Origin of the sequence: Paenibacillus rhizosphaerae (assembly GCF_014192015.1) — a bacterium.
In the GTDB taxonomy this organism is placed as follows: domain Bacteria; phylum Bacillota; class Bacilli; order Paenibacillales; family Paenibacillaceae; genus Paenibacillus_AQ; species Paenibacillus_AQ rhizosphaerae.
Window position 1 is genome coordinate 327,369 of the sequence record NZ_JACHXJ010000003.1, and the last position, 22,278, is coordinate 349,646.

Annotated in this window: 20 protein-coding genes; 3 read left to right on the top strand and 17 right to left on the bottom strand. The window is 48.9% G+C overall.

Annotated elements, in window-relative coordinates:
- Positions 1–387 precede the first annotated feature (387 nt).
- Positions 388–1,101 carry a molybdate ABC transporter permease subunit gene (gene modB, locus FHS19_RS18135; RefSeq protein ID WP_183583269.1) on the bottom strand — a complete coding sequence of 238 codons (714 nt, stop codon included), beginning with the start codon at positions 1,099–1,101 and terminating at the stop codon, positions 388–390.
- A gap of 3 nt (positions 1,102–1,104) precedes the next feature.
- Positions 1,105–1,947 (bottom strand): molybdate ABC transporter substrate-binding protein, encoded by an 843-nt coding sequence (gene modA / locus FHS19_RS18140; protein WP_183583270.1) that lies wholly within the window; start codon positions 1,945–1,947, stop codon positions 1,105–1,107.
- A gap of 237 nt (positions 1,948–2,184) precedes the next feature.
- Between modA and FHS19_RS18145 the strand changes: the two genes are divergently transcribed.
- On the top strand, positions 2,185–3,138 hold the full coding sequence (locus FHS19_RS18145) for a substrate-binding domain-containing protein (protein ID WP_183583271.1): 954 nt from the start codon (positions 2,185–2,187) through the stop codon (positions 3,136–3,138).
- Between the two features lie 178 nt (positions 3,139–3,316).
- Here FHS19_RS18145 and FHS19_RS18150 read toward each other — a convergent pair whose 3' ends face one another.
- Positions 3,317–4,537, bottom strand: a complete 1,221-nt coding sequence (locus FHS19_RS18150) for an acyl-CoA dehydrogenase family protein (RefSeq protein WP_183583272.1) — start codon at positions 4,535–4,537, stop codon at positions 3,317–3,319.
- Positions 4,538–4,931: 394 nt separating this feature from the next.
- Here FHS19_RS18150 and FHS19_RS18155 point away from each other — a divergent pair, with 394 nt between their 5' ends.
- Positions 4,932–5,321, top strand: coding sequence for a MerR family transcriptional regulator (locus FHS19_RS18155; protein ID WP_183583273.1), 390 nt, complete (start codon positions 4,932–4,934; stop codon positions 5,319–5,321).
- Between the two features lie 66 nt (positions 5,322–5,387).
- Positions 5,388–6,221 (top strand): NAD(P)-dependent oxidoreductase, encoded by an 834-nt coding sequence (locus FHS19_RS18160; protein ID WP_246426680.1) that lies wholly within the window; start codon positions 5,388–5,390, stop codon positions 6,219–6,221.
- Between the two features lie 186 nt (positions 6,222–6,407).
- Here the strand turns inward: FHS19_RS18160 and FHS19_RS18165 are convergent, their stop codons facing one another.
- From FHS19_RS18165 to galU, 14 genes are read right to left on the bottom strand one after another with little or no spacing between them, the layout of a single operon-like run.
- Positions 6,408–8,216, bottom strand: coding sequence for an ABC transporter ATP-binding protein (locus tag FHS19_RS18165; protein WP_183583274.1), 1,809 nt, complete (start codon positions 8,214–8,216; stop codon positions 6,408–6,410).
- A 13-nt stretch (positions 8,217–8,229) separates the two neighbouring features.
- The gene (locus FHS19_RS18170) at positions 8,230–8,724 is read right to left on the bottom strand and encodes a lasso peptide biosynthesis B2 protein (RefSeq protein ID WP_183583275.1); all 495 of its coding nucleotides are present in this window, start codon (positions 8,722–8,724) and stop codon (positions 8,230–8,232) included.
- A complete protein-coding gene (locus tag FHS19_RS18175; RefSeq protein WP_183583276.1) occupies positions 8,711–9,016 on the bottom strand; it encodes a lasso peptide biosynthesis PqqD family chaperone in 306 nt (101 codons plus the stop codon). Before FHS19_RS18175 ends, FHS19_RS18170 begins: the two co-directional genes overlap by 14 nt.
- A gap of 18 nt (positions 9,017–9,034) precedes the next feature.
- The gene (gene rfbB, locus FHS19_RS18180; RefSeq protein WP_312887260.1) at positions 9,035–10,072 is read right to left on the bottom strand and encodes a dTDP-glucose 4,6-dehydratase; all 1,038 of its coding nucleotides are present in this window, start codon (positions 10,070–10,072) and stop codon (positions 9,035–9,037) included.
- Positions 10,073–10,107: 35 nt separating this feature from the next.
- Complete coding sequence (locus FHS19_RS18185) at positions 10,108–11,271, bottom strand: nucleotidyltransferase domain-containing protein (RefSeq protein ID WP_183583278.1); 1,164 nt, start codon at positions 11,269–11,271, stop codon at positions 10,108–10,110.
- A 15-nt stretch (positions 11,272–11,286) separates the two neighbouring features.
- Positions 11,287–12,630 carry a UDP-glucose dehydrogenase family protein gene (locus FHS19_RS18190; RefSeq protein WP_183583279.1) on the bottom strand — a complete coding sequence of 448 codons (1,344 nt, stop codon included), beginning with the start codon at positions 12,628–12,630 and terminating at the stop codon, positions 11,287–11,289.
- A 31-nt stretch (positions 12,631–12,661) separates the two neighbouring features.
- A complete protein-coding gene (locus FHS19_RS18195) occupies positions 12,662–14,032 on the bottom strand; it encodes a sugar phosphate nucleotidyltransferase (RefSeq protein WP_183583280.1) in 1,371 nt (456 codons plus the stop codon).
- Positions 14,033–14,076: 44 nt separating this feature from the next.
- Positions 14,077–15,525 carry an oligosaccharide flippase family protein gene (locus FHS19_RS18200; protein ID WP_183583281.1) on the bottom strand — a complete coding sequence of 483 codons (1,449 nt, stop codon included), beginning with the start codon at positions 15,523–15,525 and terminating at the stop codon, positions 14,077–14,079.
- Positions 15,526–15,565: 40 nt separating this feature from the next.
- Positions 15,566–16,714 (bottom strand): glycosyltransferase family 4 protein, encoded by a 1,149-nt coding sequence (locus FHS19_RS35525; protein WP_183583282.1) that lies wholly within the window; start codon positions 16,712–16,714, stop codon positions 15,566–15,568.
- Between the two features lie 4 nt (positions 16,715–16,718).
- On the bottom strand, positions 16,719–17,954 hold the full coding sequence (locus FHS19_RS18210) for an O-antigen ligase family protein (RefSeq protein WP_183583283.1): 1,236 nt from the start codon (positions 17,952–17,954) through the stop codon (positions 16,719–16,721).
- A gap of 33 nt (positions 17,955–17,987) precedes the next feature.
- Positions 17,988–19,235: a glycosyltransferase family 4 protein gene (locus FHS19_RS18215; RefSeq protein ID WP_183583284.1), complete on the bottom strand. Its 1,248-nt coding sequence runs from the start codon at positions 19,233–19,235 to the stop codon at positions 17,988–17,990.
- A gap of 20 nt (positions 19,236–19,255) precedes the next feature.
- The gene (locus FHS19_RS18220) at positions 19,256–20,449 is read right to left on the bottom strand and encodes a glycosyltransferase family 4 protein (RefSeq protein WP_183583285.1); all 1,194 of its coding nucleotides are present in this window, start codon (positions 20,447–20,449) and stop codon (positions 19,256–19,258) included.
- A 13-nt stretch (positions 20,450–20,462) separates the two neighbouring features.
- Positions 20,463–21,161 carry a sugar transferase gene (locus FHS19_RS18225; protein WP_183583922.1) on the bottom strand — a complete coding sequence of 233 codons (699 nt, stop codon included), beginning with the start codon at positions 21,159–21,161 and terminating at the stop codon, positions 20,463–20,465.
- 16 nt (positions 21,162–21,177) lie between these two features.
- The gene (gene galU, locus FHS19_RS18230) at positions 21,178–22,068 is read right to left on the bottom strand and encodes a UTP--glucose-1-phosphate uridylyltransferase GalU (protein ID WP_183583286.1); all 891 of its coding nucleotides are present in this window, start codon (positions 22,066–22,068) and stop codon (positions 21,178–21,180) included.
- Positions 22,069–22,278: the final 210 nt, after the last annotated feature.

Sequence of the window (22,278 nt, forward strand, 5' to 3'; positions counted from 1 at the left end):
ACCGGGTAGGCTTGGCATTGCCTCTGGGTTATGACATTTGCCGATTAGGTATGACCTCACTGTTTATATATGACAAAAGGCTGTCCCCGCCATTTTGGCGTGGAGACAGCCTTTTGTGTATGGAAGATCAATCCGACCTGAGTAAGTGCAAAAGTGCTCCTATCTTCGCTCTAAAGCCGCTTTATTTAGGAAAAACCACAAAATACGATTTCAGGAAATCTCGCAGCAATGATATGGAGCTTTATTGCAGGGTTGATCTATAAGCATTTTCCGTGGTGGCTGAGAAAAATAGTTCTCGATTTGATATCGGCTATGCTGTTTTGCCTGGGGCTGTATATTCTTATTGCTGCATGAACAGAAGCGCCCCCGAATCCAATACTTTCCCCATTATCCCCGGTTTTCCTTCGCTGCACCCGTGCCCGCTCGCGGCCGCTCCGCTCCCGGTTCTTTTCTTCCCGTCAGCAGCAGCATGACAAAAGATATCGCGATAATCGCCAGCGTCCACGCCCAGGCCATCGGCATGTTGCCGGCGTCGACCGCCACGTAAATGGCCGTCGGCACCGTTTGCGTCTTGCCGGGAATGTTCCCGGCAACCATGAGCGTGGCGCCGAACTCGCCGAGCGCGCGGGCGAACCCGAGCACGAGCGCAGTCAGCAGCGAGGAATAAGTGAGCGGCAGCGTAATGGAGCGGAACACCCGCCACTCGCCTGCCCCGTCGGACCGGGCTGCCTTTTCCAGATCCGGGTCAACGGCGGCAAAGCCGTTCTTCATCGTCTGATAGACGAGCGGGAACGCCACGACGACGGTCGCCACGACCGCGGCCCACCATGAAAAAATAATCGGCGCATCCCACAGCCATTCGATCAGCTGCCCCACCCAGCTGCGGCGGCCGAGCAGCATCAGGAGCAGAAACCCCACCACGGTCGGCGGCAGGACCAGCGGCAGCATAAACAGCGTCTCCAGTACGATCTTGCCCGGGAAATGATGCCTTGCCATCCACCAAGCAGCTCCCGTACCGAGGACGATCACGACCAGGCTTGAGAGCAGGGCGACCTGCAGGGACAGTCTGACCGGATCCCAAAACGCCTGCCAGTCCATCATCCGTTAACCCTGCTGAGGTATGGAAAATCCGTATTTTTTAAAAATGTCCCGTGCCGCATCGGTTTGCAGGTACTCGTAAAAATCCACCGCTTCCTGGCTGTGCTTCGTCGCCTTGACGACTCCGACCGGATAAACCACCGGTGTATAGGCAGTCGGGTCGACAGTAAATGCCACTTTAACCTGATCCGAGGTTAATGCATCCGTCTGATACACAAAACCCGCATCCGCATTGCCTGTTTCCACGTACTGCAGCACCTGCCGCACATCCTTAGCCTGCACCAGCTTCGACTGGAGCGTGTCCCACAGCTTGGCGTTCGTCAGTGCTTCCTTGGCGTAGTTTCCTGCCGGTACACTTTCCGGAATGCCGATGGCAATTTTTTTCAAGCCAGAACCTTTCAGGTCCTCCATGCCCGAGACTTGGGCCGGTTCTTTGGCGCTCACCACGGCAACGAGCTCATTAGCGAGAAGGTCTTTCTCATGCGAAGAATCGATGAGCTGCTTGTCCTCCAGCGCCTTCATGTTCTTCACGGCAGCCAACAGGAACAGATCCGCCGGTGCGCCCTGCTCGATCTGCTGCTGCAGCGCACCCGAAGCGCCAAAGTTATAATTCAGTTTGACGTTGGCATGCTCCGCCTCGTACGCTTTTTGAATCTCCTGCAGCGCATCCGTCATGCTGGCCGCAGCGGAGATGGTCAGTTCTACCTGCTGTGCAGACTCCCCGTTAGAAGTTTCCGCAGCAGCTCCTAAGTCGGCCGATTTCGGGTCGGGAGCCGAACCGGAATTCGATCCGCAGCCTGCCAGCATCAAAACGAAGGCGGCGAGGACCAGCCAAAATCTTGGTTTCATACCCCTTTTGATCATCCGTAATCTCCAATCCCTTATCGTTATATTTAGTTATAATTAGTTATAATTGATTATATCGAGTGGCCCGCGAAGTTGTAAATACGGTTTGCAGAATTTTCACATCCGGGTGTGATACAATAGAAGACACTATGTTCACGGAGTTCAGCCTAAGCCATTATAAAGAGTGATCGATACAACTTACAACGCACAAGGATACCTGCAACCACAAGGAGGAAGCTCATGTCCAGCGACATTTCGTATACGACCGAGGAGATCGCCAAGCTGTTGAAAATATCCAAGCTCACCGTCTACGACCTGATCAAAAAAGGCGAGCTGCCTTCGTATCGGGTGGGCAAGCAGATGCGCGTCGATGCCGCGGATTTGGAAGCCTACAAGCAAAGGGCCAAAGGACTGCAGGCGGCCGAATACCGCCCCGCTCCGGTCGAACCGGTTACCATTCAGCCTGCACCCGTCCCAACCGGCGGAACCCGTTCGGTGGTCATTACGGGGCAGGATATCAGTCTTGATATTCTCGTTAAGCATATGGAAAAGCAAACGCCCGGCATCCGTCCCCTCCGTGCCTATGTCGGGAGTCTCGACAGCCTGATTTCGATGTACCGCGGAGAGTCCGACATCGTGAGCACCCATCTGCTCGACGGCGATACCGGCGAATACAATTTGCCGTACATTAAGCGGATTTTGGTCGGCTTTCCGTATATGGTCGTCAACCTGCTCTCGAGAAAGGCTGGCCTGTATGTCCAAAAAGGGAACCCGCTCGGGCTCAAAGACTGGGCCGATCTTTCCCGTCCGGGGCTTAGGCTCGTCAACCGCGAAAAAGGATCGGGTGCCCGCGTTCTGCTGGACGAACAGCTGCGGCTGCACGGTATCCGGCGGGATCAGCTGCAGGGCTACGGCGAGGAGCAGACCAACCATATTGCAGTCGCCGGCACGGTAGCCGCCGGGGAGGCCGATGTTGGAGTTGGCATCGAAAAAGCGGCAGCGATCGTAAGCGGCGTGGATTTTATCCCGCTGATCGAGGAACGTTACGACCTGGTCGTGCTCAAATCGGCGGAGAATATGCCCTGGATCGAGTCGCTGATGGGCATTTTGCGTTCGGAGGAGTTCCGCCGCGAACTGCAGAGCATCGCAGGGTATAATCTGTCCCGTACCGGGGAGATCTTGCTTGAGACGTAGGTGTATATTGCGGAAACGGCCCCATTTCATCCTCTTATCCCCCAACTCGAGAGAGTAATGTCCAATCATGATAAAAAAAGGCAGCCGGAATTATTCCGACTGCCTTTCTTGCTATATCCATTCTACGAGCCTACGCAACAAGCCTACGAGCCATACATACCTACAAGCCGGGCTGGCCTTACCGGGTGGTGCCGGTGCTTCCTTCCCCAGCACCGGATACGTCCGCGATCGCCCGGCGGGCAAGCATCGATGTGACCGTGTCGTCCATCGGCGGGTTGTGCAGACCCGCCCGCACGTCGCGGTACATCCGCTCCAGCGGAAGCTGGCGCGACAGGCTGGCCCCGCCCACGATCCGCATCGCCAGATCGACGATGCGCAGGGCCGCATGCGTCGCCGTCGTCTTGACGAGCCCGAGATCGGGCCTCATACCCGGCCGCAGCTCCAGCTGGCGGTCCCAGCGGTCCGCCACGCTGTACATGAGCGTACGGGCGGTGATCAGCTCGGACTCCATCTCCCCGATCTTCTGCTGGATATGCGGCAGGTCGGCAATCGGTCCCGGCAGACTGTTTGGCCGGTAATTCGCGGCGTAACGCACCGCAAAATCCCGGGCAGCCCAGGCAATGCCGATATAACATGCCGGGATATGCAGCAGCCCCCCGCCGTGATCGGACATTTTACCTGACGGCAGTCCCCCTAACGGATCCTCACTATCGATCCGTTCCCCGTCCGGCACGAATGCCTCTTCCAGCACCAGATCGTGGCTGCCGGTCGCCCGCATGCCCATCGTATTCCACGTTTCGTCAATGCTGACGCCCGGACCCTTCCGCACCAAGAACGTTCCGGTCTTGTCTTCTTCCTCCACAAATGCAGTGACCGTAAACTGGTCGAGCACCGGGATGAGCGAGCTGAAGGTTTTACGGCCGGTCAGCAGCCATCCTCCTTCCGTACGTTCCGCTTTCGTTCCCGGACGGCCGCCCCGGCTCGGACTGCCGGTTGCCGGTTCGCTGGCGAACTGATTGATCATCGCCCCTTCCCGGACGATTTGCTTGCAAAAGCCGGCATACAGCTCGCGCGGCCACGACTGGCTGATGCGCATCTGCAGCACCTGGCTCACATGCCAGCCGACCGCGAGCGTCGTCGAGCCGTCCCCTTTTCCCAGCCGTTCCTGGGCAAGAATCATTTCGTACAGCGACGCTTCCTCGCCGCCAAATTCGGCCGGTACGGTCAGCTTTAAATAACCCGACTCCTTCAGGTCGTCAAAATTTTCGAACGGGAAGGATCCCTCCCGGTCATGTTCCGCGGCTCTCTCCGCAAACACCGCCGCAAGCCTCTCGGACCTGGCCGCGATCTCGGCCTCCCGGCTATTTCGTATAAACGGATCCGTTTGCATGGAATTCATGCTGCACTCTCCCCTCGCCTGTATCTTTTCTCCTAACGGCATCAGAAAGCATCCGCTGTGACGCCGCACTCTGACTTTCCCAGAAGACCAACCCTAAGCGTGGTCTGTTTTCTGTGTAGAAATATCGATAGATGCTATTTACTCATTGTATAATGCGGTGGCTGTGTTGTCCAAAGATGAACCTGTTTCTTTTTAAAAAGGAGTGATCGGAAAGGTTAGGTGCTTCAAGGGCCGCTTAAGGCAGCCGGTGACCTAATTTTCGTTTGCTTTGCGATCATTTTGCTTAACACCGAAACGGGATGCAGCTGGGACAATATGCGTACTCGCTTTACAAAGTCGGATAGAAGTGATATTTTATAAACACGACGTTAACGTCATGTTTGGAGGGCAAGATATGAAGGATCGCATGCGCATAGGGGATTTATCGGAACGAGCGGGGGTTACTCAGCGTACGGTTCGATATTACGAAAAAATGGGGTTGATCCCTCCAGGCGAGCGTGAAGGCAACGGGCAGCATTACTATACAGAAGAGACCGTTGCCCGGCTGCGCAAAATCGACCAATTAAAGAAGCTTGGGCTCAGCCTGGAGGAAATACGAGATGTGATCGACCTCTATTTCATGGACCCGAGTGGTGTACAGCCTAAACAGAAAGTGCTCGGCATCTTGAGGCAGCACCTATCAGAGGCGGATCGGAAGATCGAGGGGTTACAACAATTCCGGACCGATTTACTGACTAATATCGAACGCTTTGAGCAATGGCTCAAGGACGCCGAGCAGCTTTAATTTTTTTTGCTACAAACATGACGTTAACGTCATGTTTGTATATATTTTTTTTGTAGGAGGATAAAAATGATGAACGAAAACGAGACGATCGGATTTATCGGACTTGGCAGCCTAGGTCTGCCGCTGGCTACGAATCTCCTTGATGCAGGGTATCCTTTGGTGGTGCATAACAGGACAGCCAGCAAAGCCGAACCTTTGATTGCCCAAGGTGCCCGGCTGGCATCCAGACCGGATGAGGCCGTCACCGCCGGCGGAATCGTCGTCACCATTTTGTGGGATGATGCGTCTGTGGAGAGCATCGTCATGAGCGATGGCTTTTTAGAGAAGCTTGGCAAAGAGGGGATTCATATCTCAATGAGCACGGTATCGCCAGATACATCCCAAAAGCTGGCCGCTGTTCACGCCGAGCATGGCAGCATCCTGGTCGAAGCCCCCATCTTTGGAGTCCCGGAGGCCGCGGCAGCGCGTCAGCTCTCCATCCCCGTGGCTGGGCCGCAGCAGGCTAAAGAACGCGTCCGCCCGATTTTGGAGGCTATGGGAGGGTTGAATATTTTCGATTTTGGCGAAGCAGCCGGGGCAGCGAATCAGGTGAAACTGGTTGGAAACTTCATGATTACTTCCGCCGTGTACACCATTCGGGAAGCTCTCTCCATGGTCGAGAAGAACGGTGGCGATCCCAAGCCTGTGATGGATATGCTGACCCAAACGCTGTTTAACGCCCCCATTTATAAGCGTTACGGCCAGATGGCTGCCGAGAACATGGATCATCTCTTTACTCAAAGCCATATTCCGTTAAAGGACGTGGGCATTTTTAAACAAGCGTCACAACGGGCTGGGGCCCCCACACCTTTGTCGAACCTGTTGTATGACCTGTTAAGCAGTGAGCATAAACAAGGATAATATCGATAACATCGTAACCCATATACGTTTACGAGGAAAAGGAGTATGCATGCGGCCCGCTCGAAAGAAAGGAAAAAAAGGCTGAGGTTCCAGGGAATGCTTCTCTTTGGACGCCATCTTACGTTAAATAAAACAGCAGCCCCCGCAGAGCGCGAACGCACTCCCGGGGGCTGCTGTTCATATGGATCATACCTGCATTTGAGCTCCGCTTTGGTAGCTCAGCAGTTTGCTGAAGGAACCTTTGCTCTCCTGCGACAGCTGCAAATAGCCGCCCTGCTGGATGACCTCGCCCTGCTCCATCACGATCACATGGTCCGCGTTCCGGATGGTGGACAGACGGTGGGCGATCACAATCATGGTCATGCTTCCCTTTAGGCGTTCCAGCGCCTGCTGGATCAGAAGCTCATTTTCGCTGTCGAGCGCGCTTGTCGCTTCATCCAGAACAAGGATGCTCGGCCGCTTCAAAATCGCGCGGGCCAACACTAGCCGTTGGCGCTCCCCACCTGACAAGCGAACGCCCCGGTCCCCGATGACCGTGTCCAATCCTTGCGGCAGCTTGCGGACAAACTCGGCCGAGGCCGAAAACTCCAGCGCCTGCCATAGATCGTCATCCTGCGCATCCGGGTCCACCAGCTGCAAATTGTAGCGGATGCTCTCGTTGAACAGGAACGGATCCTGCGCTACGTATCCGATCGAGCCGCGCAGCGCCAGCAGCTGGTGTTCACGCTGCAGCGAGATGCCGTCCGCCCGTACTTCGCCCTCTTCCGGATGGATCAGTCCCATCAGCAGGTCGACCAGGGTGCTTTTCCCGGCGCCCGATTTGCCGACGATGGCGGTCATGCGGTTCGCCGGAATCTGGACATTAATATCGCGCAGTGCATATTGCGGCTCCTTGGGGTTGTACCGGTAGCTGACATGGGCGCAGCTGATTCCGTCTGCCAAGGCAAGCTTAGAAGCCCCCGCCGCTTCCGGGCTGATCAGCTCCTGCTCCGCTTCGTACTCCTGCTGCAGCTTCCGCATGTCATGAAACGCTGGCAGATTCGAGCTGAGCTGCTCCATATTTGACTGAATGCCGATAAACCTTGGCCACAGCCGGGTGAAAATGAGCACAACCGTAATCAGCTGCTCCGGCGGAGTATGCAGTACCGCGATCGCCATGTACATAAATGCTGCGACCAGCACGACGGAGGACAGGCGGTAAATGACCTGTGACATGGAGTTCACCCGGCCGAACTCGAGGAAATTATGCTCCATCTGATAAGTCAGCTTACGGAACCAATGGATGTGGGACGCCTCCAGCCGGTTGCTTTTGATATCCTTAATGCCGCCGAAATGGTCGCTGATCCCTGCAAAATAATGCTTGGACAGCTCGGTGGTCTCCTCGCCGATCCGCTTGGACCTGCGCACAAACCTCCGTGCAAACAGAGCCAGCAGTCCCCCGCTGACCAGCACCATCAATGTCAACGCCGGCGACAGCCACAGCGCCAGGGCAATTTGAAGCACGGTAAAGATCAGCGACGTCACCATCTGTAAAAATAAAGTCGTGCCGTAATTGACCCGGCCCAGCTCGTTGGACATCACATGGTTGAAATCCGACCGGCGTTTGCGCAGGTAAAACTCCCATTTGGCCCGCAGCAGCCCTTCATACGTCTCGGTCCGCAGCGTCCGGATAAAAGATTGAATAATCCTTGCATTCAGGAGGGTCTGGCTTCGCTGCAGCAGCGCTTGTCCACCCAGGATGAGGACATAGACGGCCAGAACCAGTGGCAGGCTGAGCTGCAGGGACCAGGAATGGATCATCCCGGTAAGCGGGGCCAAAAACGGCAGGCTCCCCGAATCCATTTGCAGCAGGCCGATCATGCCCAGCAGCGGAACGATCAAATACATGCCGATGCCGTCCAATAGACTGATGAGAATGGTCATGGACATGTTCAGGTACAGTTTGCCTCCGGCGACCCGCTGGATTTTACGAATATAGTAGAATAAATCCTTCATTGTACGTAGCTCCTTATCCGGATTGCCGCGTCATGAGCCCGGCCTCTCGGTCCGCTGCCGCTCCGTTTCCGAAAATGCCCACAACCGTATACTTCTCGTGTCCTTCTCTTCCCGTCACGATGTACGACCCGCAGCGCAGCCAGGCATGAGCCGCCAGCCGTCCCTGTTCGTCCCTGCCGCTACCCAAATAAAGCGTGCTCGACAGGCCGCGGCGCTTCAGCATTTTCATGGCGGCGATCGCCTTGACCAGGCATTGGCTCTCCCACCAGGTGTACCGGCTCATGCCGTGAACGGCTTTGGATACTTGACGGATTGTCAGCAATTTTTCCCGGTCAAGCTCGAGCGCCGGTGTCTCCTTCATATAGCTCCCCAAGGAAGGGGCAACTTTGGCGAACGGGAGTGCCTTCAGCACTCTTCCCCATGCCAGGAGCACATAGGCTTCGGCATACATCATCTTCTGGGCCCATGGAAAACGGACAAAAGCGCGCAGCTGCCTACTCCAGCTCATGCCCGTTTCTCACCTGGATCAGGCTTTCGGCCGCAAGCTTGTTCAGAAACGGATGCACCTGCTGCTCGCAGGCCTCCGGCCCGATATCATACTCTTCGACCAATTGGGCCACCAGATCCGTCAGGCTGATCGGCGCAGCAATCAGCTCCCAGATCCGCCCGCCGATCTGCCCCAGGTTGTAATACTTGCCGGTTTCAATGCTGAGCATGACTTTTTCCCCATCCATGTCGCTGACGAGATAGCCGGGGGATTGGGAGATGATGTTGGCTGCAGCGATTTCTGCTGTACTCATGATTGACCTACCTCTTTCTCATATAATTTGTTGAGAACCCATCGGGATGTTAGATTCACAGCTACGACTATTCGGCTCTTGCCACCAACCTACGTGCTGCATGTACCAATCCACGGTTTGTTTCAACCCTTCTGCAAACCTGTATTCGGGTTTCCATCCGAGTTCATTCATAATTTTTGCCGGATTGTTGGCATACCGGTAATCCTGACCCGGCCTATCCGGGATGAACTCAATGAGGCTTCGGGGTTTCCCGAGCATATCCAGAATAAAATGCGTGACGTCAATCGTCTTCACTTCCTGATGTGAACCGATGTTGTATACCTCTCCACTGCGCCCCAGGTGCAACACGCGGTCGATTGCCGTATTGTTATCACGAACATAGACCCAGTCGCGAATGCTGAGCCCCTCGCCATGGATCGGAATCTTCCTGTCCTGCAAAGCGTTCATGATGACCATAGGAATGAGCTTCTCCGGGTGCTGTGCAGGGCCGTATGTATTGCCGAACCGGACGATATTAAACGGCAGTCCATACGTATTGCTGTAGGAATGAATCAGCATATCCGCTCCAGCCTTGCTGGCCGAATACGGATTGTTAGGGGCAATTGGGGAGTTTTCCGTAAAATAACCTGTGTCATCCAAAGAACCATAGACTTCGTCCGTCGAGATCTGCAGAAACAGCCCAATGTCATAGCGGACTGCGGCGTCAAGTAGAGATTGCGTTCCATTGATATTCGTGGCGACGAATGTTACCGGATCTGCTATGCTCCGGTCTACATGGGATTCACCGGCAAAATTGATGATAACATCGATCTGGTGCTCCCTGATGATGGCATCTACCAGGTCCCGGTCGCAAATATCGCCTTGAATAAAGGTGAAATTGTTATAATCTGATAAGACGGCGATATTTTGTATATTTCCCGAATAGGTCAACTTATCGAGATTAATGAAGCGGTATGAAGGATACTTCGGAAGCATTAGTCTCAGAAAATTGCCCCCTACGAATCCCGCACCGCCTGTAACCAAAATAGCGGGATTGACCTTAAACCGTTGATTCACTTGCATGCCTCTCCTCTTTTCTTTCGGTTTTGGGATCAGCCGTTGTTCACGGGCTCTTTACTGAATACATAGCGCCAAAACCACAGAAACGGACGTAGGGGAAAATAGAGGAAATGCAGTAATTTAGGCAGTGGCAGCAGCGAAACATCCTTTGTGCTAGGGTAAAGATAATCCATGATCAACGACAGCTTTTCTCTTCTCGACATTAAAGAATATAAATACCGCTTGTAGTATGCCAATATTCCCTTGTCACCGTTAGGGGATAAATCAACAGGGTTCCTGATGAAAAACAGCGATGCTCTTGCAAGCTCCTCCGCATACACATTACGGGATAACTCTTCCAGGTCACCGCCCAATGGCGTTGACAACAGTCGATTCGTTAAAATGACCGCCTGTCCGGCTAGATCTCGCTCCTTCCGCCGATGGTAGTGTTCCAATAACTTGTGAACATCGAATGATTTTTTTCGTATCATCCGGTCCATATCACATAACCACCGAAGGCGGAACCAGCCATGTCTCGCGCCATGCGACACCAAGTACATAAATAGATCCTCGTCGCTTAAGTAATGGATCGGCCGTCCGGAGAAGGAGATCGTTGTGCGCCGATCCCATAGAGTTGTGAAAGAGGCCCCGGGCAGTTCCGCACTCATCCGCCAGTGCAGTTCCACCTGGGTAAAGTAGAGCGGATGCACGTAACTGATATGGTGTTTTTTCCGTTTCCAGGAGCCCAAAGTTTTCTCGTCCTCGGTGACATAGCCTAACTCATTCAAAATCCCTTCCGCTTTTTCCAAGTGTCGGGGGGAAACCAACACATCGAGATCTTTGGAGGTCCGAAGCGACAAGTCCCCGTATAGCTGCTGTGCTAGAACCGGCCCCTTCAGGAATATTGCTTCAACTTGATGTTTCATCAATGCAGAGTTGATCTTTTCCATTTCGGAGCTAAGACGCAGCATGCTGATCACATTAGCGGAATATTTGGAATACAGCGAATCCATTACAGAGCGCGGGACACTCTCATAGCCCCGTTCCTTTAAACGCACATACAACAACGGATAGGCCCGGTGATGATAAGCAAGGCGGATCAATTCCTGCCAGTCTAACCCTTCTAAATCTTCTTCCTCCCACGGTCCGGATCCAATAATTCGGAGAAGCAGCGACAATTCCCTGGAAAAATCACTCGTATTCAGCGAGTTATTCATTCACATTTCTTCCTCTCATCCCTGCATCATAAAGACCGGGCTCCGCTCGCGAATCCCTTTGTTCAGGTTGGGCCGGCCAATGGAGTAATAAGCAAATTGTGTCTTTGCGATCTCTTCTTCCGAATAAATATTCCGTCCGTCAATGAGGTTCGGACTTTTCATCCAGGTTTCAAGCTCATAAAGCGAGATCTGCTTAAATTCCTGCCATTCTGTCAGAATGCACAGGGCATCCGTCTCCTGAGCTGCCTCTCGCGCTGTTTCGCAATATTTGACATTGGCGTAACCGAGCACGCTGCTAAAGTTGTTTGTCGCAATTGGATCGTAAGCCTTGACGACTGCTCCGCGATCAATAAGCGATTGGATAATTTCGATGGAAGGCGCATCCCGGACATCATCCGTTTCCGGTTTGAAGGCGAGCCCCCAAATGCCAACGGTTTTTCCGGAGAGCTCGCCAAGCAGCTGCTCCAGCTTACGAATGACGTTAAAGCGCTGTCCGCGGTTGACTTCGACCACCGATTTCAGCAGCTTGAAGTCGTAATTCATTTGACCGGCAATTTGAATCAGGGCTTGGGTGTCTTTTGGAAAACAAGAGCCTCCGTATCCGATCCCCGCTTTCAAAAAAGAGGAGCCGATGCGGTTGTCGTATCCCATGCCTTCCGTCACTTTGGTGATATCCGCTCCGACTTTCTCGCAAATGTTCGCGATTTCGTTGATAAAGGAAATCTTTGTCGCGAGAAAAGCATTGGAGGCATACTTGATCATCTCCGCGCTGCGGATATCGGTGACGAGGATATGTTCGGTCAGCCCTTGGTGAAGCTTCCGCATAATCTCAGCTGCCTGCTCGCTCTCCGCGCCTATAACAATTCGGTCCGGATGCAGCGTATCCTGAACGGCCGATCCCTCTCGAAGAAATTCAGGCAGCGAAACGCTGTCGAAGTGAATCGGCGACTGGCTTTGAATCAAATACCGTATGCGTTCGTTAGTTCCAACGGGAACGGTGCTCTTAATACAAATGACCTTATAACGGTCAATAACCTCTGCGACTTCACTAGCCACTTGTTCAATATAAAAAAGGTTTGCCTCCCCGTTCGGTAATGACGGGGTGCCAACAGCAATAATGATAATATCTGAGGCGGTAACCGCCTCTTTCAACTCGGTTTGGAAACGCAATCGGCCTTCCGCAGAATTCCGAATGACGAGCGGCTGCAGCCCAGGCTCATAAATGGGAATTTCCCCTTTATCCAACTTTCGAATTTTCTCCTCGTCTTTGTCCACACAAATGACATCGTGCCCGAGTTCAGCATAGCAAACCCCGGATACCAGGCCGACGTATCCCGTCCCGACGACTGTAATTTTCATTTCAGACACCTCACTCTTAATGAATTCTTCGTCAGATAAAACAAAATTGAAGAATTTCCTCCCAGTGCATTGCCAGCCTTACGATATCTTCCTCCACCAGTTCCGTTCCCGTTTGAACCTCAATAATCTCCATATCGGTTGCGGCCTTCAGGCTGTGTTTGCTCTGAGCTGGTATGACAATGACATCACCAGTAGTAATCCGTCGATAGTGCCCGTCCAGTATCATTTCACCGGAGCCCGCAATGACCGTCCATACTTCCTTCCGCTTGTGGTGGTATTGATAGCTCAAATTTTTGCCGGCCTGAATACAAATTCGCTTCGTCAGTACTTCCTGTCCGTCCTCGTATTTCAAAAAGTCTAATACTCGATATCTGCCCCAGCGTCGTTCCTCGACCATTGGCCGGAGCTCGTCCGAGTTCAGCAGTTCCTTAATTCTTGGACTTGCCTCTTTATCGGATACAAGAATGCCGTCTGGACTAGCCGCAATGATAAGGTTGGATACACCAATCGCCGTGACGGGAATGTCCAGTTCATTAATGACATGAGTATTTTGGGAATCCGGTGACAGCGTTCCTTTCCCGATTAATGGGGAGGCGATTTCCTCTGTCAGCGTATTCCAAGTCCCCAAGTCCTTCCATTCACCGTCATAAGGCATGACCACGATCCGTTCTGTTTTTTCCACTACTTCATAATCAAAGCTCGTCTTGAGAAAACGACCATATTGCCTTACAGCCTCCTCGTAGTGAATCGGCAGTTTTCTCTCGATTAACATGTCGATGATAAATCCGAGCCGAAAAGCAAAAACCCCGCAATTCCAAAGCGCGCCTTGGCGGATCATCTTGGCGGCTTCTTCTTCGCGGGGCTTTTCCCGAAAGCTGTGTACCTGTAAATAGTCAGAAATGTTGTCTTCCATGTTCTTAGGAACAATATACCCGTATTTTTCGGATGGGTACGTTGGAAGAACTCCAAGTAAAGCCAGGTCCGCCCCCGAGGTTTGTACCACTCTCTCCAGCTTCCGGAGCCGATTGAAGAAGGGTTGCTCCACGAAGGGATCCACAGGCATAACGATCATGACTTCATCCAGCGGCATATCCTTCATCGAATATAAGTAAGACGCCGCAAGAGCAATCGCCGGAAATGTGTCTCTTTTCTCCGGTTCGATCACGATCTCAGCCTCGCTTCCAATTTGGCTTTGGATCATGTCGACCTGCCCTTTGCTTGTCGCAATGCAGGAGTCCTGCCTGAAACCTTCAGCCGCTAACTGGTCCCATACTCGCTGCAGCATGGAGATTCGCTCCCCTGTACTGGTTTCCAGCACTCTCAAAAATTGCTTCGATCTGGCGTCATTGGACAAGGGCCACAGCCGCTTGCCGCTTCCGCCGGACAATAGTACGATTTTCATACTCATTCACACCCCTGTTCCGAATTGGTCCCATTTCGTTTTGTTCAAGCATCCGACTTGGCCAGCCGTTTCTGTCTTACGACCGACAGCTTTCGCATAAGGAGCGTACGAGCATTCATGATATTCAAGATGACGAACATGGCCGCATATACGACAGCTCCTACTGCGATTTGGCAGATTAAAGGTAGCAGCCCTGTCTGTCCCTTAAGCAGGAAAAGGACCAGTCCCATCACGAGGGAAGATCCAATAATTTTCACGCTTTCCGCATGGGGGAGCGGTAAATAAAAAACGCTCCTGGCCACAAACCAATTTGCCAGGAACGAACATAAGTATGCCGTCAATGAGGATATCGCTGCACCAGTGAGCCCAAGCCGGGGAATGAGCACCATATTCATGACGACGTTTAGTACAATGCCAATCAATACGGGAATGGCCTGCAAGTAGGTTGTTCTCCCTAACTGAAAGGAGTTGTCTGTATAGTAGCTTTTTAAGCCTTGAAAAAGCATTGCAAAAGAAATGAAAGGTAAGATAACAGCAGCCTCCTGCGCGTAATCTTTCCCGAATATGACGCCCGTAATATTACCTGATAAAATGGTTAATCCAAGCACCGCCGGAAGAGAAATGCCTAGCAGCAGTTGATAATTTTGTGTCAATTGCCCTTGCGCTGATTCGTACCCCTCAGTCTCCAGTCGCCGTATGACCAGCGGCAGTGCGCTTAAGTTTACAATGAGCATTAACATGCCCACAGTCTGGAGCGCAAAATCGAAAGTAACGGAGTAGATCCCTGCAGCAGACTCATCCTCTAACCAGCCGATCATCACCCTGTCAATCGACTGCATGATGTAGGCCATTCCACCGCTAATGATAAGCGGAAGCCCATACTTCACCAGCTCTACCAGAATGGAGCGGTCTACCGACCATCCTGCTCGAATGTTCCATTCCCGGATGAACACTACATTAGCCACGAAGGTCCCAAGTGAAATCCCGATCAGCAGGCCCACTTCGCCATATCCCATCGCCAAGGCGAGCACCCCAAATCCGAGGCTTGCCGCCGATTTCAACCCGGTCATCATCGTAAAGCGGACTGGCTTCAAATTGGAGCGCTGCACGGCCTGCGACAGCTCAAACCAGGCCGCCGTCCACAGGAAAAACAGTGTCACTGCCATCTGCACTGCGGATTGGATACCCACAAACACAAGGATGCCCCCTGCTAAAAGAGTGAACAGGCAGCATCCGAGGTAACAGACGATCACAGTACTGAGAAGTTTGTTATATTTGCCCTTATCGTTGTGATATCTCGGGATATATCGAATCAGTCCCAAACGAAACCATTGATACAACAAGGAATTAATCAGGTTCACATATACGAGGACCAACGCATACCGGCCATACTCATCCGGTATAAGCATCCGGGTATAAAGGACAATCGATAAAAACCCGACCGCTCCGGCAAACAGCTTCGCTATAAAGTAAATCAAGCCATGCTTTACCATGTTTTGTCATCCCGACTTTACAATAGAATCCAACTCAAACTCATCCATGTTGATTTAAAACACTCAAAAACCGACGTGCTGAATTACTCCATCTAAAAAAAGTCGCCCTTTCTAGGCCTTGTTTAATAAGCTTGTCCCGTAGTTGAGTATCATTCAATAAAAGACTGATTTTTTCGAACATTTCTTTTTCATTGTTGGGGTCAATGCAAATAGCAGCCTCACCTACTACTTCAGGAATAGACGAAGTATTTGAAGTAATTACTGGCACGCCAGATGCCATTGCCTCTAATGGTGGGATGCCAAACCCTTCATATAAAGATGGATATACAAACAAAGTTGCATTTGCATAGAGATATGGTAAGTCCTCATCCGCTATGTAGCCTGTTAGCTTAACCTGATCTTTTAATTCCAATACTTCGATTTGTTTGATCAGTTCTTGGTATCCAGATCCTTTTGAACCACAAATCAATAATGGCAATTGCGACTGACCTTCTTTTTTTAGATAAGACATAGATTTCAATAGTGATTTCAAGTTTTTTCTAGGTTCAATAGTTCCTACAAATAAAATGTATCGATCGGGCAAACCATATTTCTTTTTTACTAATTCATTCCTGTCCAAATCCAATTTCGAAAGCGGTTTAAACATACTGGTATCAACGGCACAATATGTTATATGGACATTGTTTTCTTGAATTCTCCCGTAATGCTTTAATATATCCTGTTTAGAATGATTCGACACTGTAAAAATTTCAACTCTGCCTTGCAGGGATAAAAAAAGGAACAGGCGATTATACCAGCGCTGTATCATAGAGAATGCCTTTGGAACAGTAATAAAAGTCAAGTCATGGATCGTTAAAAAAGCATCACCTCTATAAAATAATGGTTTAAAAAAATTAGGCGAAAAGAAGATATCGACTTGATCGTCTATCAACTTATTTCTAAGATTAAAATTTTGCCAGAAAGGGCTTTTTATTTTTTTGGTTAATCGGTGTCTAGCCTTCACTGGTAAGCATTTTAGAATACAATTTTCTTTCCCAAAATCAATAGGAACGGGATTATTCGTATACAAAATGTATGTGTTATGTTGATCTATTTCCAATATTTCCCTTATCAAATTGAAAGTATACTTTCCAATGCCTGCCTTGTTATTTTCTAATTTTCTGGCATCTATCCCTATAATCTTCCCCACAGCATCATCTCCTTTCACTTGTTATGGTAATTTTTCTTTTTAAAATGGATGGATTAACTATGCACATTCCAATCAAAGCCCAGAATAAAACATTGAACGGGTACAACTCCAAGGTATTAGTTACTAAGCAAGAAAACGATGTGGCCAGCAAGATGGCCAGGCCTTCATCAGAGCCCTTTTTGTATAAAAGATAGGCGCTAACCAACATAAAAAAGAAAACGAAACAAATTCCCATTAACCCTATCTGCTCAAACAACGCAATGTACTGGTTATCAACTGGGTAATCTAAGGAATTTATATTTAAGTCGGATATTCTTCGGCTGGCCGCACCAACAATTCCCATCCCCCGGCCGATAATTCCTTCTACACTGTTTAAAGGTTGTACAAAATCAAACCAATGCGTTAGTCGATCGATAAACGATTTGGAAGATGCATAAGAAGTATTTGTAAAAACTGGGAGAAGCATTATACCAAATGAACCCATAAAACATATTATTGATGTAATAAAGCTACGCATTCTTTTAGATGACTTTACTAATTTAAGAATTACTGTTACCAAAATATAAACCAACCAGAACAAGATGGCTGTCCTTAAAGTTGACAAGATAACTAGAACAGTAGACAGGATGAGAAATAGAGCTCGAAGTTTACCCCTTAGCTGAGTGTTAATAGCTGCACTAATTAATGCGATGTACATAGCGTAATTATCAGGAGCGCCAACTGTTGAAGGGAGTCTTAGTTGTCCTGAAAAATGCTTAATGTTTACTCCATAAACAAACCCCATTTCCATCAATCGATCAATGCCCAGATAATATTGTATGAGCCATACCGTTACCAATATAAAATAGATAACTACAAGATTTTTTTTAAAGTTGTACTGGCCCGCAATGATCGGGCCGAAAAATATCATACCCATTGGCAACAAAGAGATTTTTACTCCATAGATAAAAGAAAGCAAATCATGACTAACTAATATGCTGGTCAGGGATATCAAGTACAACGATCCATAAATAAAGATTAATAAGTGGCTCAACAACTTATGATTGAAAGAATAAACAAAACCGTAAAATACCATTACGAGTAATATTAAATCCTTAACAGATCGTAGACTGATATTTGTCATGAATATTGACATCGTACCGTAAACAGTTATATAGAATAAGAAAAAGGTAAAAAAAATAACCATTAATTTCTTATGGGAGATATCCCCCTTTTCCCAATCAATAGTGGTTGTATTCATATATCCCCCAGTGAATTAATCTAATTTCTTTCCTTAGGCCAAAATCTGTACCCATTTTTCTTTTATACTGGCATCACTGAAATTTTTTAGAACAAACAACATGGAGTTATTGGACAGCCTTTCATTTTCTCTTTCATCCTCAATTAAATTCAGTATAGCTTGGATTAATTCTTCTTCATTTTGATAGTGATAATAATCTAATTTTGTTCTTGCATTAATGCCTTCCATTCCAATTTCGTTGGTAACTACAGGAACACCAATTGACATTGCCTCAATAATTTTGGTTTTTACTCCTGTACCAAATAACAGGGGGGCAACAAGCAATGCAGCGTCACAAATAACCTCATTAATATTGTCAACCTCACCTGTTACTACAACGTTTTTATATTTATTGGAAAGGTCCAAAATACTTTCTGTAGGGCATGAACCAACAACATAAAAAACTAAATCCGGGACTTTTTCTATTAATTTCGGCCAAATTTTTTCACAAAAAAACAACACTGCCGAAGTGTTGTGTGGAACATTCATTTTACCTGTAAATACAATTTTATATTTATTATATTGTCTTTTATTTGATCGATTATTAACATCATATTTCATCGGAATTCCATAACAGGACGGATGCTGAGTAACTTCCTTAAAGAACTCTGCTTCTTTAGGAGATGTAAAAACTAAATGTTCAAATCTTTTTGAAATATTTAATTCATACTTTCTCGTTAAATTACTCTCAAATTTTAAAATAAATTGTTTGAGTAACCTGTTATCGAAAATATCCTTAATTCTTTTTGGTATTACATTCTGGACGTTCCCCAATGATGGTGTATACTCAACCCATTCATACTGCCTTGCATATCGGGTTGAGAGTAAATCATCGTAGTTCATGATGTTTGTTTGCGCACCTTTGATGAAATATTCTGCAACACGAATCATATCAAAAAAAACATAGTCTGGTTCGTAGTGTTCTATAAGTTTAGTTATTTTTGTTTTTGCCCTTCTGCTATAATACAAACTAACCTGAAGCGGCCATTTTCTTAATATGATTGTATATAAAAAAATATTTAATAATTTTTCGATAAAACCCGGGTATTCTATTGATTCATGAAAATCAATAGTTTTCGGTCTTTTATTTAGATAACTTGGATCATCTACATAAGATATATTGATTATCTTTCCTTCAGGGTCCATTTCTTTAAACTCGTGGATATATTGTGACAGAATATTTTTCCTTCCATCTATGTTTGGGTATGGTAACCTGCTAGTAATCAATAACATCTTGGACATAGTTTCCTCCGCTTTACGGATTATTTTACATATATCAGATTTTGATATATTTTCTCATGTTCCAAAAAAAGAGACGAAGTATTGAATTTTTTGCTATGCTCATAACATTTACATTTCATTTCAACTTTGTGGTCAAGCGGCAGATGATAATATTCCAAGATGGCTTGGCTTATAGAATTGGAATCTTTGGGCTTAAATAAATTCAAGTCTTTCTCGATCAACACTTCCGGGATTCCTCCTACATTTGAGGCCAACACATTTGTCCCCACCTGGTAGGATTCAATAATGACTCTTCCGAACGGTTCATCCCAAATTGAGGGTACAACCGTTAAATCGACTCGGCTCATCTCTCTTGAAACTTCTGTACGATCTAGCTTGCCCATAAATTGTATGCGTTTATCCTCATTCGAAAGCTCCTCTAAATGCTCCCTCTCTGGCCCTTCTCCAAATATCAATAACTTTCCAACTATATATGAAGGAAGGCTCTGTACGGCCTGAATTAAATACTCAATTCCTTTAACTGAGCTTAGCTGTCCAAAATATCCGATCATAAGTGGACTAAGATGACTTAATTCCTTCTTGATATATAAGTCGCGGTTCTCTAGTTTATCTTCAACGACATTCGGTATTATATAAGGAATTGCGTTAGGAAAGTACCCCATTTGAAGATGCTTATCCAAAACGTCATTAGAAATGCCAATAACCTTTGATACAGAACGGCTAAGTGACCTTGCTATTCTTTGGTAGAGATGAGAGTAGGATTTAATGGGGACAGGTTCCAACAACGAAAAATCTCTTAGTGTATGAACAATTGGAATATTTAACTCCTTCGCTGCCCTCCAAATAGATAAGCTTAGCCCCGGTAAATTCTGAGTATGAAGAATTTTTGGAGATTCCTCCTTAAGAATACTTTTAATGACTTTATACTGTTTAATATTATAAACGTCATTAAATCTCCACCGAATTTTATCCAAGGTACTCTTACTTCTGTCCGTATCTCCAAGCCAGTAAAGATTAGCGTGATGAAGTCTTAATACTTCAATCTCATTCACTAACTCCTTGCTCACTTTTCTTTCATTTTGAGGGCCTACTGTTATTACTTTTACTGAATATTTCTTCGCCATTGTTTCCGCCAGAATTTGGGTGGAAACTTCGGCACCACCGATGATATTGGGTGTGTAAAGACTATGGGCGATGACTATATTATTACGCATCTTTTCAACCTCATTAAAATGCATTTTTCGAATTAATAAATACTGTTAGAGTCTTAAGTAGAATCTTCCAATCCATCATAACGCCGCGCTGCTCGATATACCGCAAATCCAACTCCACCATCTCGCTGAAGCTCAGCTCGTTACGCCCGCTCACCTGCCAGAGGCCGGTGCACCCGGGGATGACCCTCAGGCGCAGCATATCGTAGCTGCTGTATTCCGCGACCTCCCGCGGCAGGGCCGGCCGGGGGCCGACGAGGGACATGTCTCCACGCACGACGTTCCAGAGCTGCGGAAGCTCGTCGATGCTCGTTTTGCGGATGAATGCACCCACCCGGGTGATGCGCGGGTCCTTTTTCATTTTGAACATGGCGCCGCTGATTTCATTTTGCTCCAGAAGTCCATCCAGCAGCTCTTCGGCATTGGATACCATGGAGCGGAACTTGTACATCCGGAACGGCTTTTCGTCTTTACCGACACGGGTTTGTCCAAAAAAAACGGACCCCTTAGGGTCCTCCAGTTTAATCAGAAGCGCAACGACTAGAAACAGCGGTGAGAGCACGACGAGACCGATCAGCGCAAGGACGATATCCGTCGCTCTTTTAAACGCCTGATAGATGACCCGGGGATTCTCGTTCTCCAGAACATATGGCGAGTACGCCGGCGTGCCCTCGAATGCGACATCCGACTCGTTTCTTTGCGGTGTGGGAGAGATCACCACCTATCACCTCCTAGCGATTTATTTTGCCGAGCTGTTCCCGCTCGAGAATATGCTCCATCCCCTGCAGCAGCGGTGTGCGCAGTTCTTCGTACTGCAGCGCAAAATCCAGCGTCGTCATGATGAAGCCAAGCTTCTCGCCGACATCGTAACGCGTGCCTTCGAAATCGTAAGCATAGACGCCTTGACTCTCGTTCAGCTTCTGAATGGCGTCGGTCAGCTGAATTTCCCCGCCGGCTCCTTCTTCCTGCAGCTCCAGGTAGCTGAAAATTTCCGGTGTCAGCACATACCTGCCCATAATCGCCAAATTCGACGGAGCCTGGCCTGCCGGCGGTTTCTCCACAAAATAGCTCACTTCGTGTAAACGTCCGAACTTCTCCAGAGGCGCAACCACCCCATACCGGTGCGTCTGCTCGCTAGGAACGGTCTGCACGCCGATGACGGACTTTCCAACCTGCTCGTACTGCTCCACCAGCTGACGGATGCACGGCACCTCGGACTGCACGATGTCATCCCCCAGCAGCACCGCAAAGGGCTCGTTGCCAATGAAGTTGCGGGCGCACCACACGGCATGCCCCAGCCCTCTGGCTTCCTTTTGGCGTATGTAGTGAATCTCCACGTTGGAGGATCGGCGGACTTCGTCCAACAGATCAAACTTCCCCTTGCTGAACAGATTGTTCTCCAGCTCAAACGCATGATCGAAATGGTCCTCGATGGAGCGCTTACCTTTGCCCGTCACGATAATAATGTCCTCGATTCCGGATGCCACCGCTTCTTCCACAATGTACTGAATCGTCGGCTTGTCGACGATCGGCAGCATTTCCTTCGGCATCGCCTTGGTCGCGGGTAAGAACCGGGTTCCAAGCCCCGCGGCGGGAATAATCGCTTTTTTCACTTTCCTCATCTCATTCACTACCCATCTTTTTATATTTTTCTTTGTACCCCAGATGCATGCTGTGTATGTAGAAAACCTAGCTATATGCTCTTCGCAAAAAAAGAAAAGACCATAGCTCCATTTTCTAAAAACAGGGCATTCAACCCGTCCTCACATCACACCCTCGACAATAAATGTCTAAGGTCCATAGGACCCACAGCGTGACCGAGTGCCTCCAGT

What these genes read in the sequence shown, in the direction of transcription:
- FHS19_RS18170 (WP_183583275.1), bottom strand. Translation starts at nt 8,724, where the DNA reads ATGAGCTGGAGTAGGCAGCTGCGCGCTTTTGTCCGTTTTCCATGGGCC.
- FHS19_RS18155 (WP_183583273.1), top strand. Translation starts at nt 4,932, where the DNA reads ATGAAGGATCGCATGCGCATAGGGGATTTATCGGAACGAGCGGGGGTT.
- galU (WP_183583286.1), bottom strand. Translation starts at nt 22,068, where the DNA reads ATGAGGAAAGTGAAAAAAGCGATTATTCCCGCCGCGGGGCTTGGAACC.
- FHS19_RS18145 (WP_183583271.1), top strand. Translation starts at nt 2,185, where the DNA reads ATGTCCAGCGACATTTCGTATACGACCGAGGAGATCGCCAAGCTGTTG.
- modA (WP_183583270.1), bottom strand. Translation starts at nt 1,947, where the DNA reads ATGAAACCAAGATTTTGGCTGGTCCTCGCCGCCTTCGTTTTGATGCTG.
- FHS19_RS18150 (WP_183583272.1), bottom strand. Translation starts at nt 4,537, where the DNA reads ATGAATTCCATGCAAACGGATCCGTTTATACGAAATAGCCGGGAGGCC.
- FHS19_RS18160 (WP_246426680.1), top strand. Translation starts at nt 5,388, where the DNA reads ATGATGAACGAAAACGAGACGATCGGATTTATCGGACTTGGCAGCCTA.
- FHS19_RS18175 (WP_183583276.1), bottom strand. Translation starts at nt 9,016, where the DNA reads ATGAGTACAGCAGAAATCGCTGCAGCCAACATCATCTCCCAATCCCCC.
- modB (WP_183583269.1), bottom strand. Translation starts at nt 1,101, where the DNA reads ATGATGGACTGGCAGGCGTTTTGGGATCCGGTCAGACTGTCCCTGCAG.
- FHS19_RS18195 (WP_183583280.1), bottom strand. Translation starts at nt 14,032, where the DNA reads ATGAAAATCGTACTATTGTCCGGCGGAAGCGGCAAGCGGCTGTGGCCC.
- FHS19_RS18190 (WP_183583279.1), bottom strand. Translation starts at nt 12,630, where the DNA reads ATGAAAATTACAGTCGTCGGGACGGGATACGTCGGCCTGGTATCCGGG.
- FHS19_RS18200 (WP_183583281.1), bottom strand. Translation starts at nt 15,525, where the DNA reads ATGGTAAAGCATGGCTTGATTTACTTTATAGCGAAGCTGTTTGCCGGA.
- FHS19_RS18210 (WP_183583283.1), bottom strand. Translation starts at nt 17,954, where the DNA reads ATGAATACAACCACTATTGATTGGGAAAAGGGGGATATCTCCCATAAG.
- FHS19_RS18185 (WP_183583278.1), bottom strand. Translation starts at nt 11,271, where the DNA reads ATGAATAACTCGCTGAATACGAGTGATTTTTCCAGGGAATTGTCGCTG.
- FHS19_RS18220 (WP_183583285.1), bottom strand. Translation starts at nt 20,449, where the DNA reads ATGCGTAATAATATAGTCATCGCCCATAGTCTTTACACACCCAATATC.
- FHS19_RS18165 (WP_183583274.1), bottom strand. Translation starts at nt 8,216, where the DNA reads ATGAAGGATTTATTCTACTATATTCGTAAAATCCAGCGGGTCGCCGGA.
- FHS19_RS18215 (WP_183583284.1), bottom strand. Translation starts at nt 19,235, where the DNA reads ATGTCCAAGATGTTATTGATTACTAGCAGGTTACCATACCCAAACATA.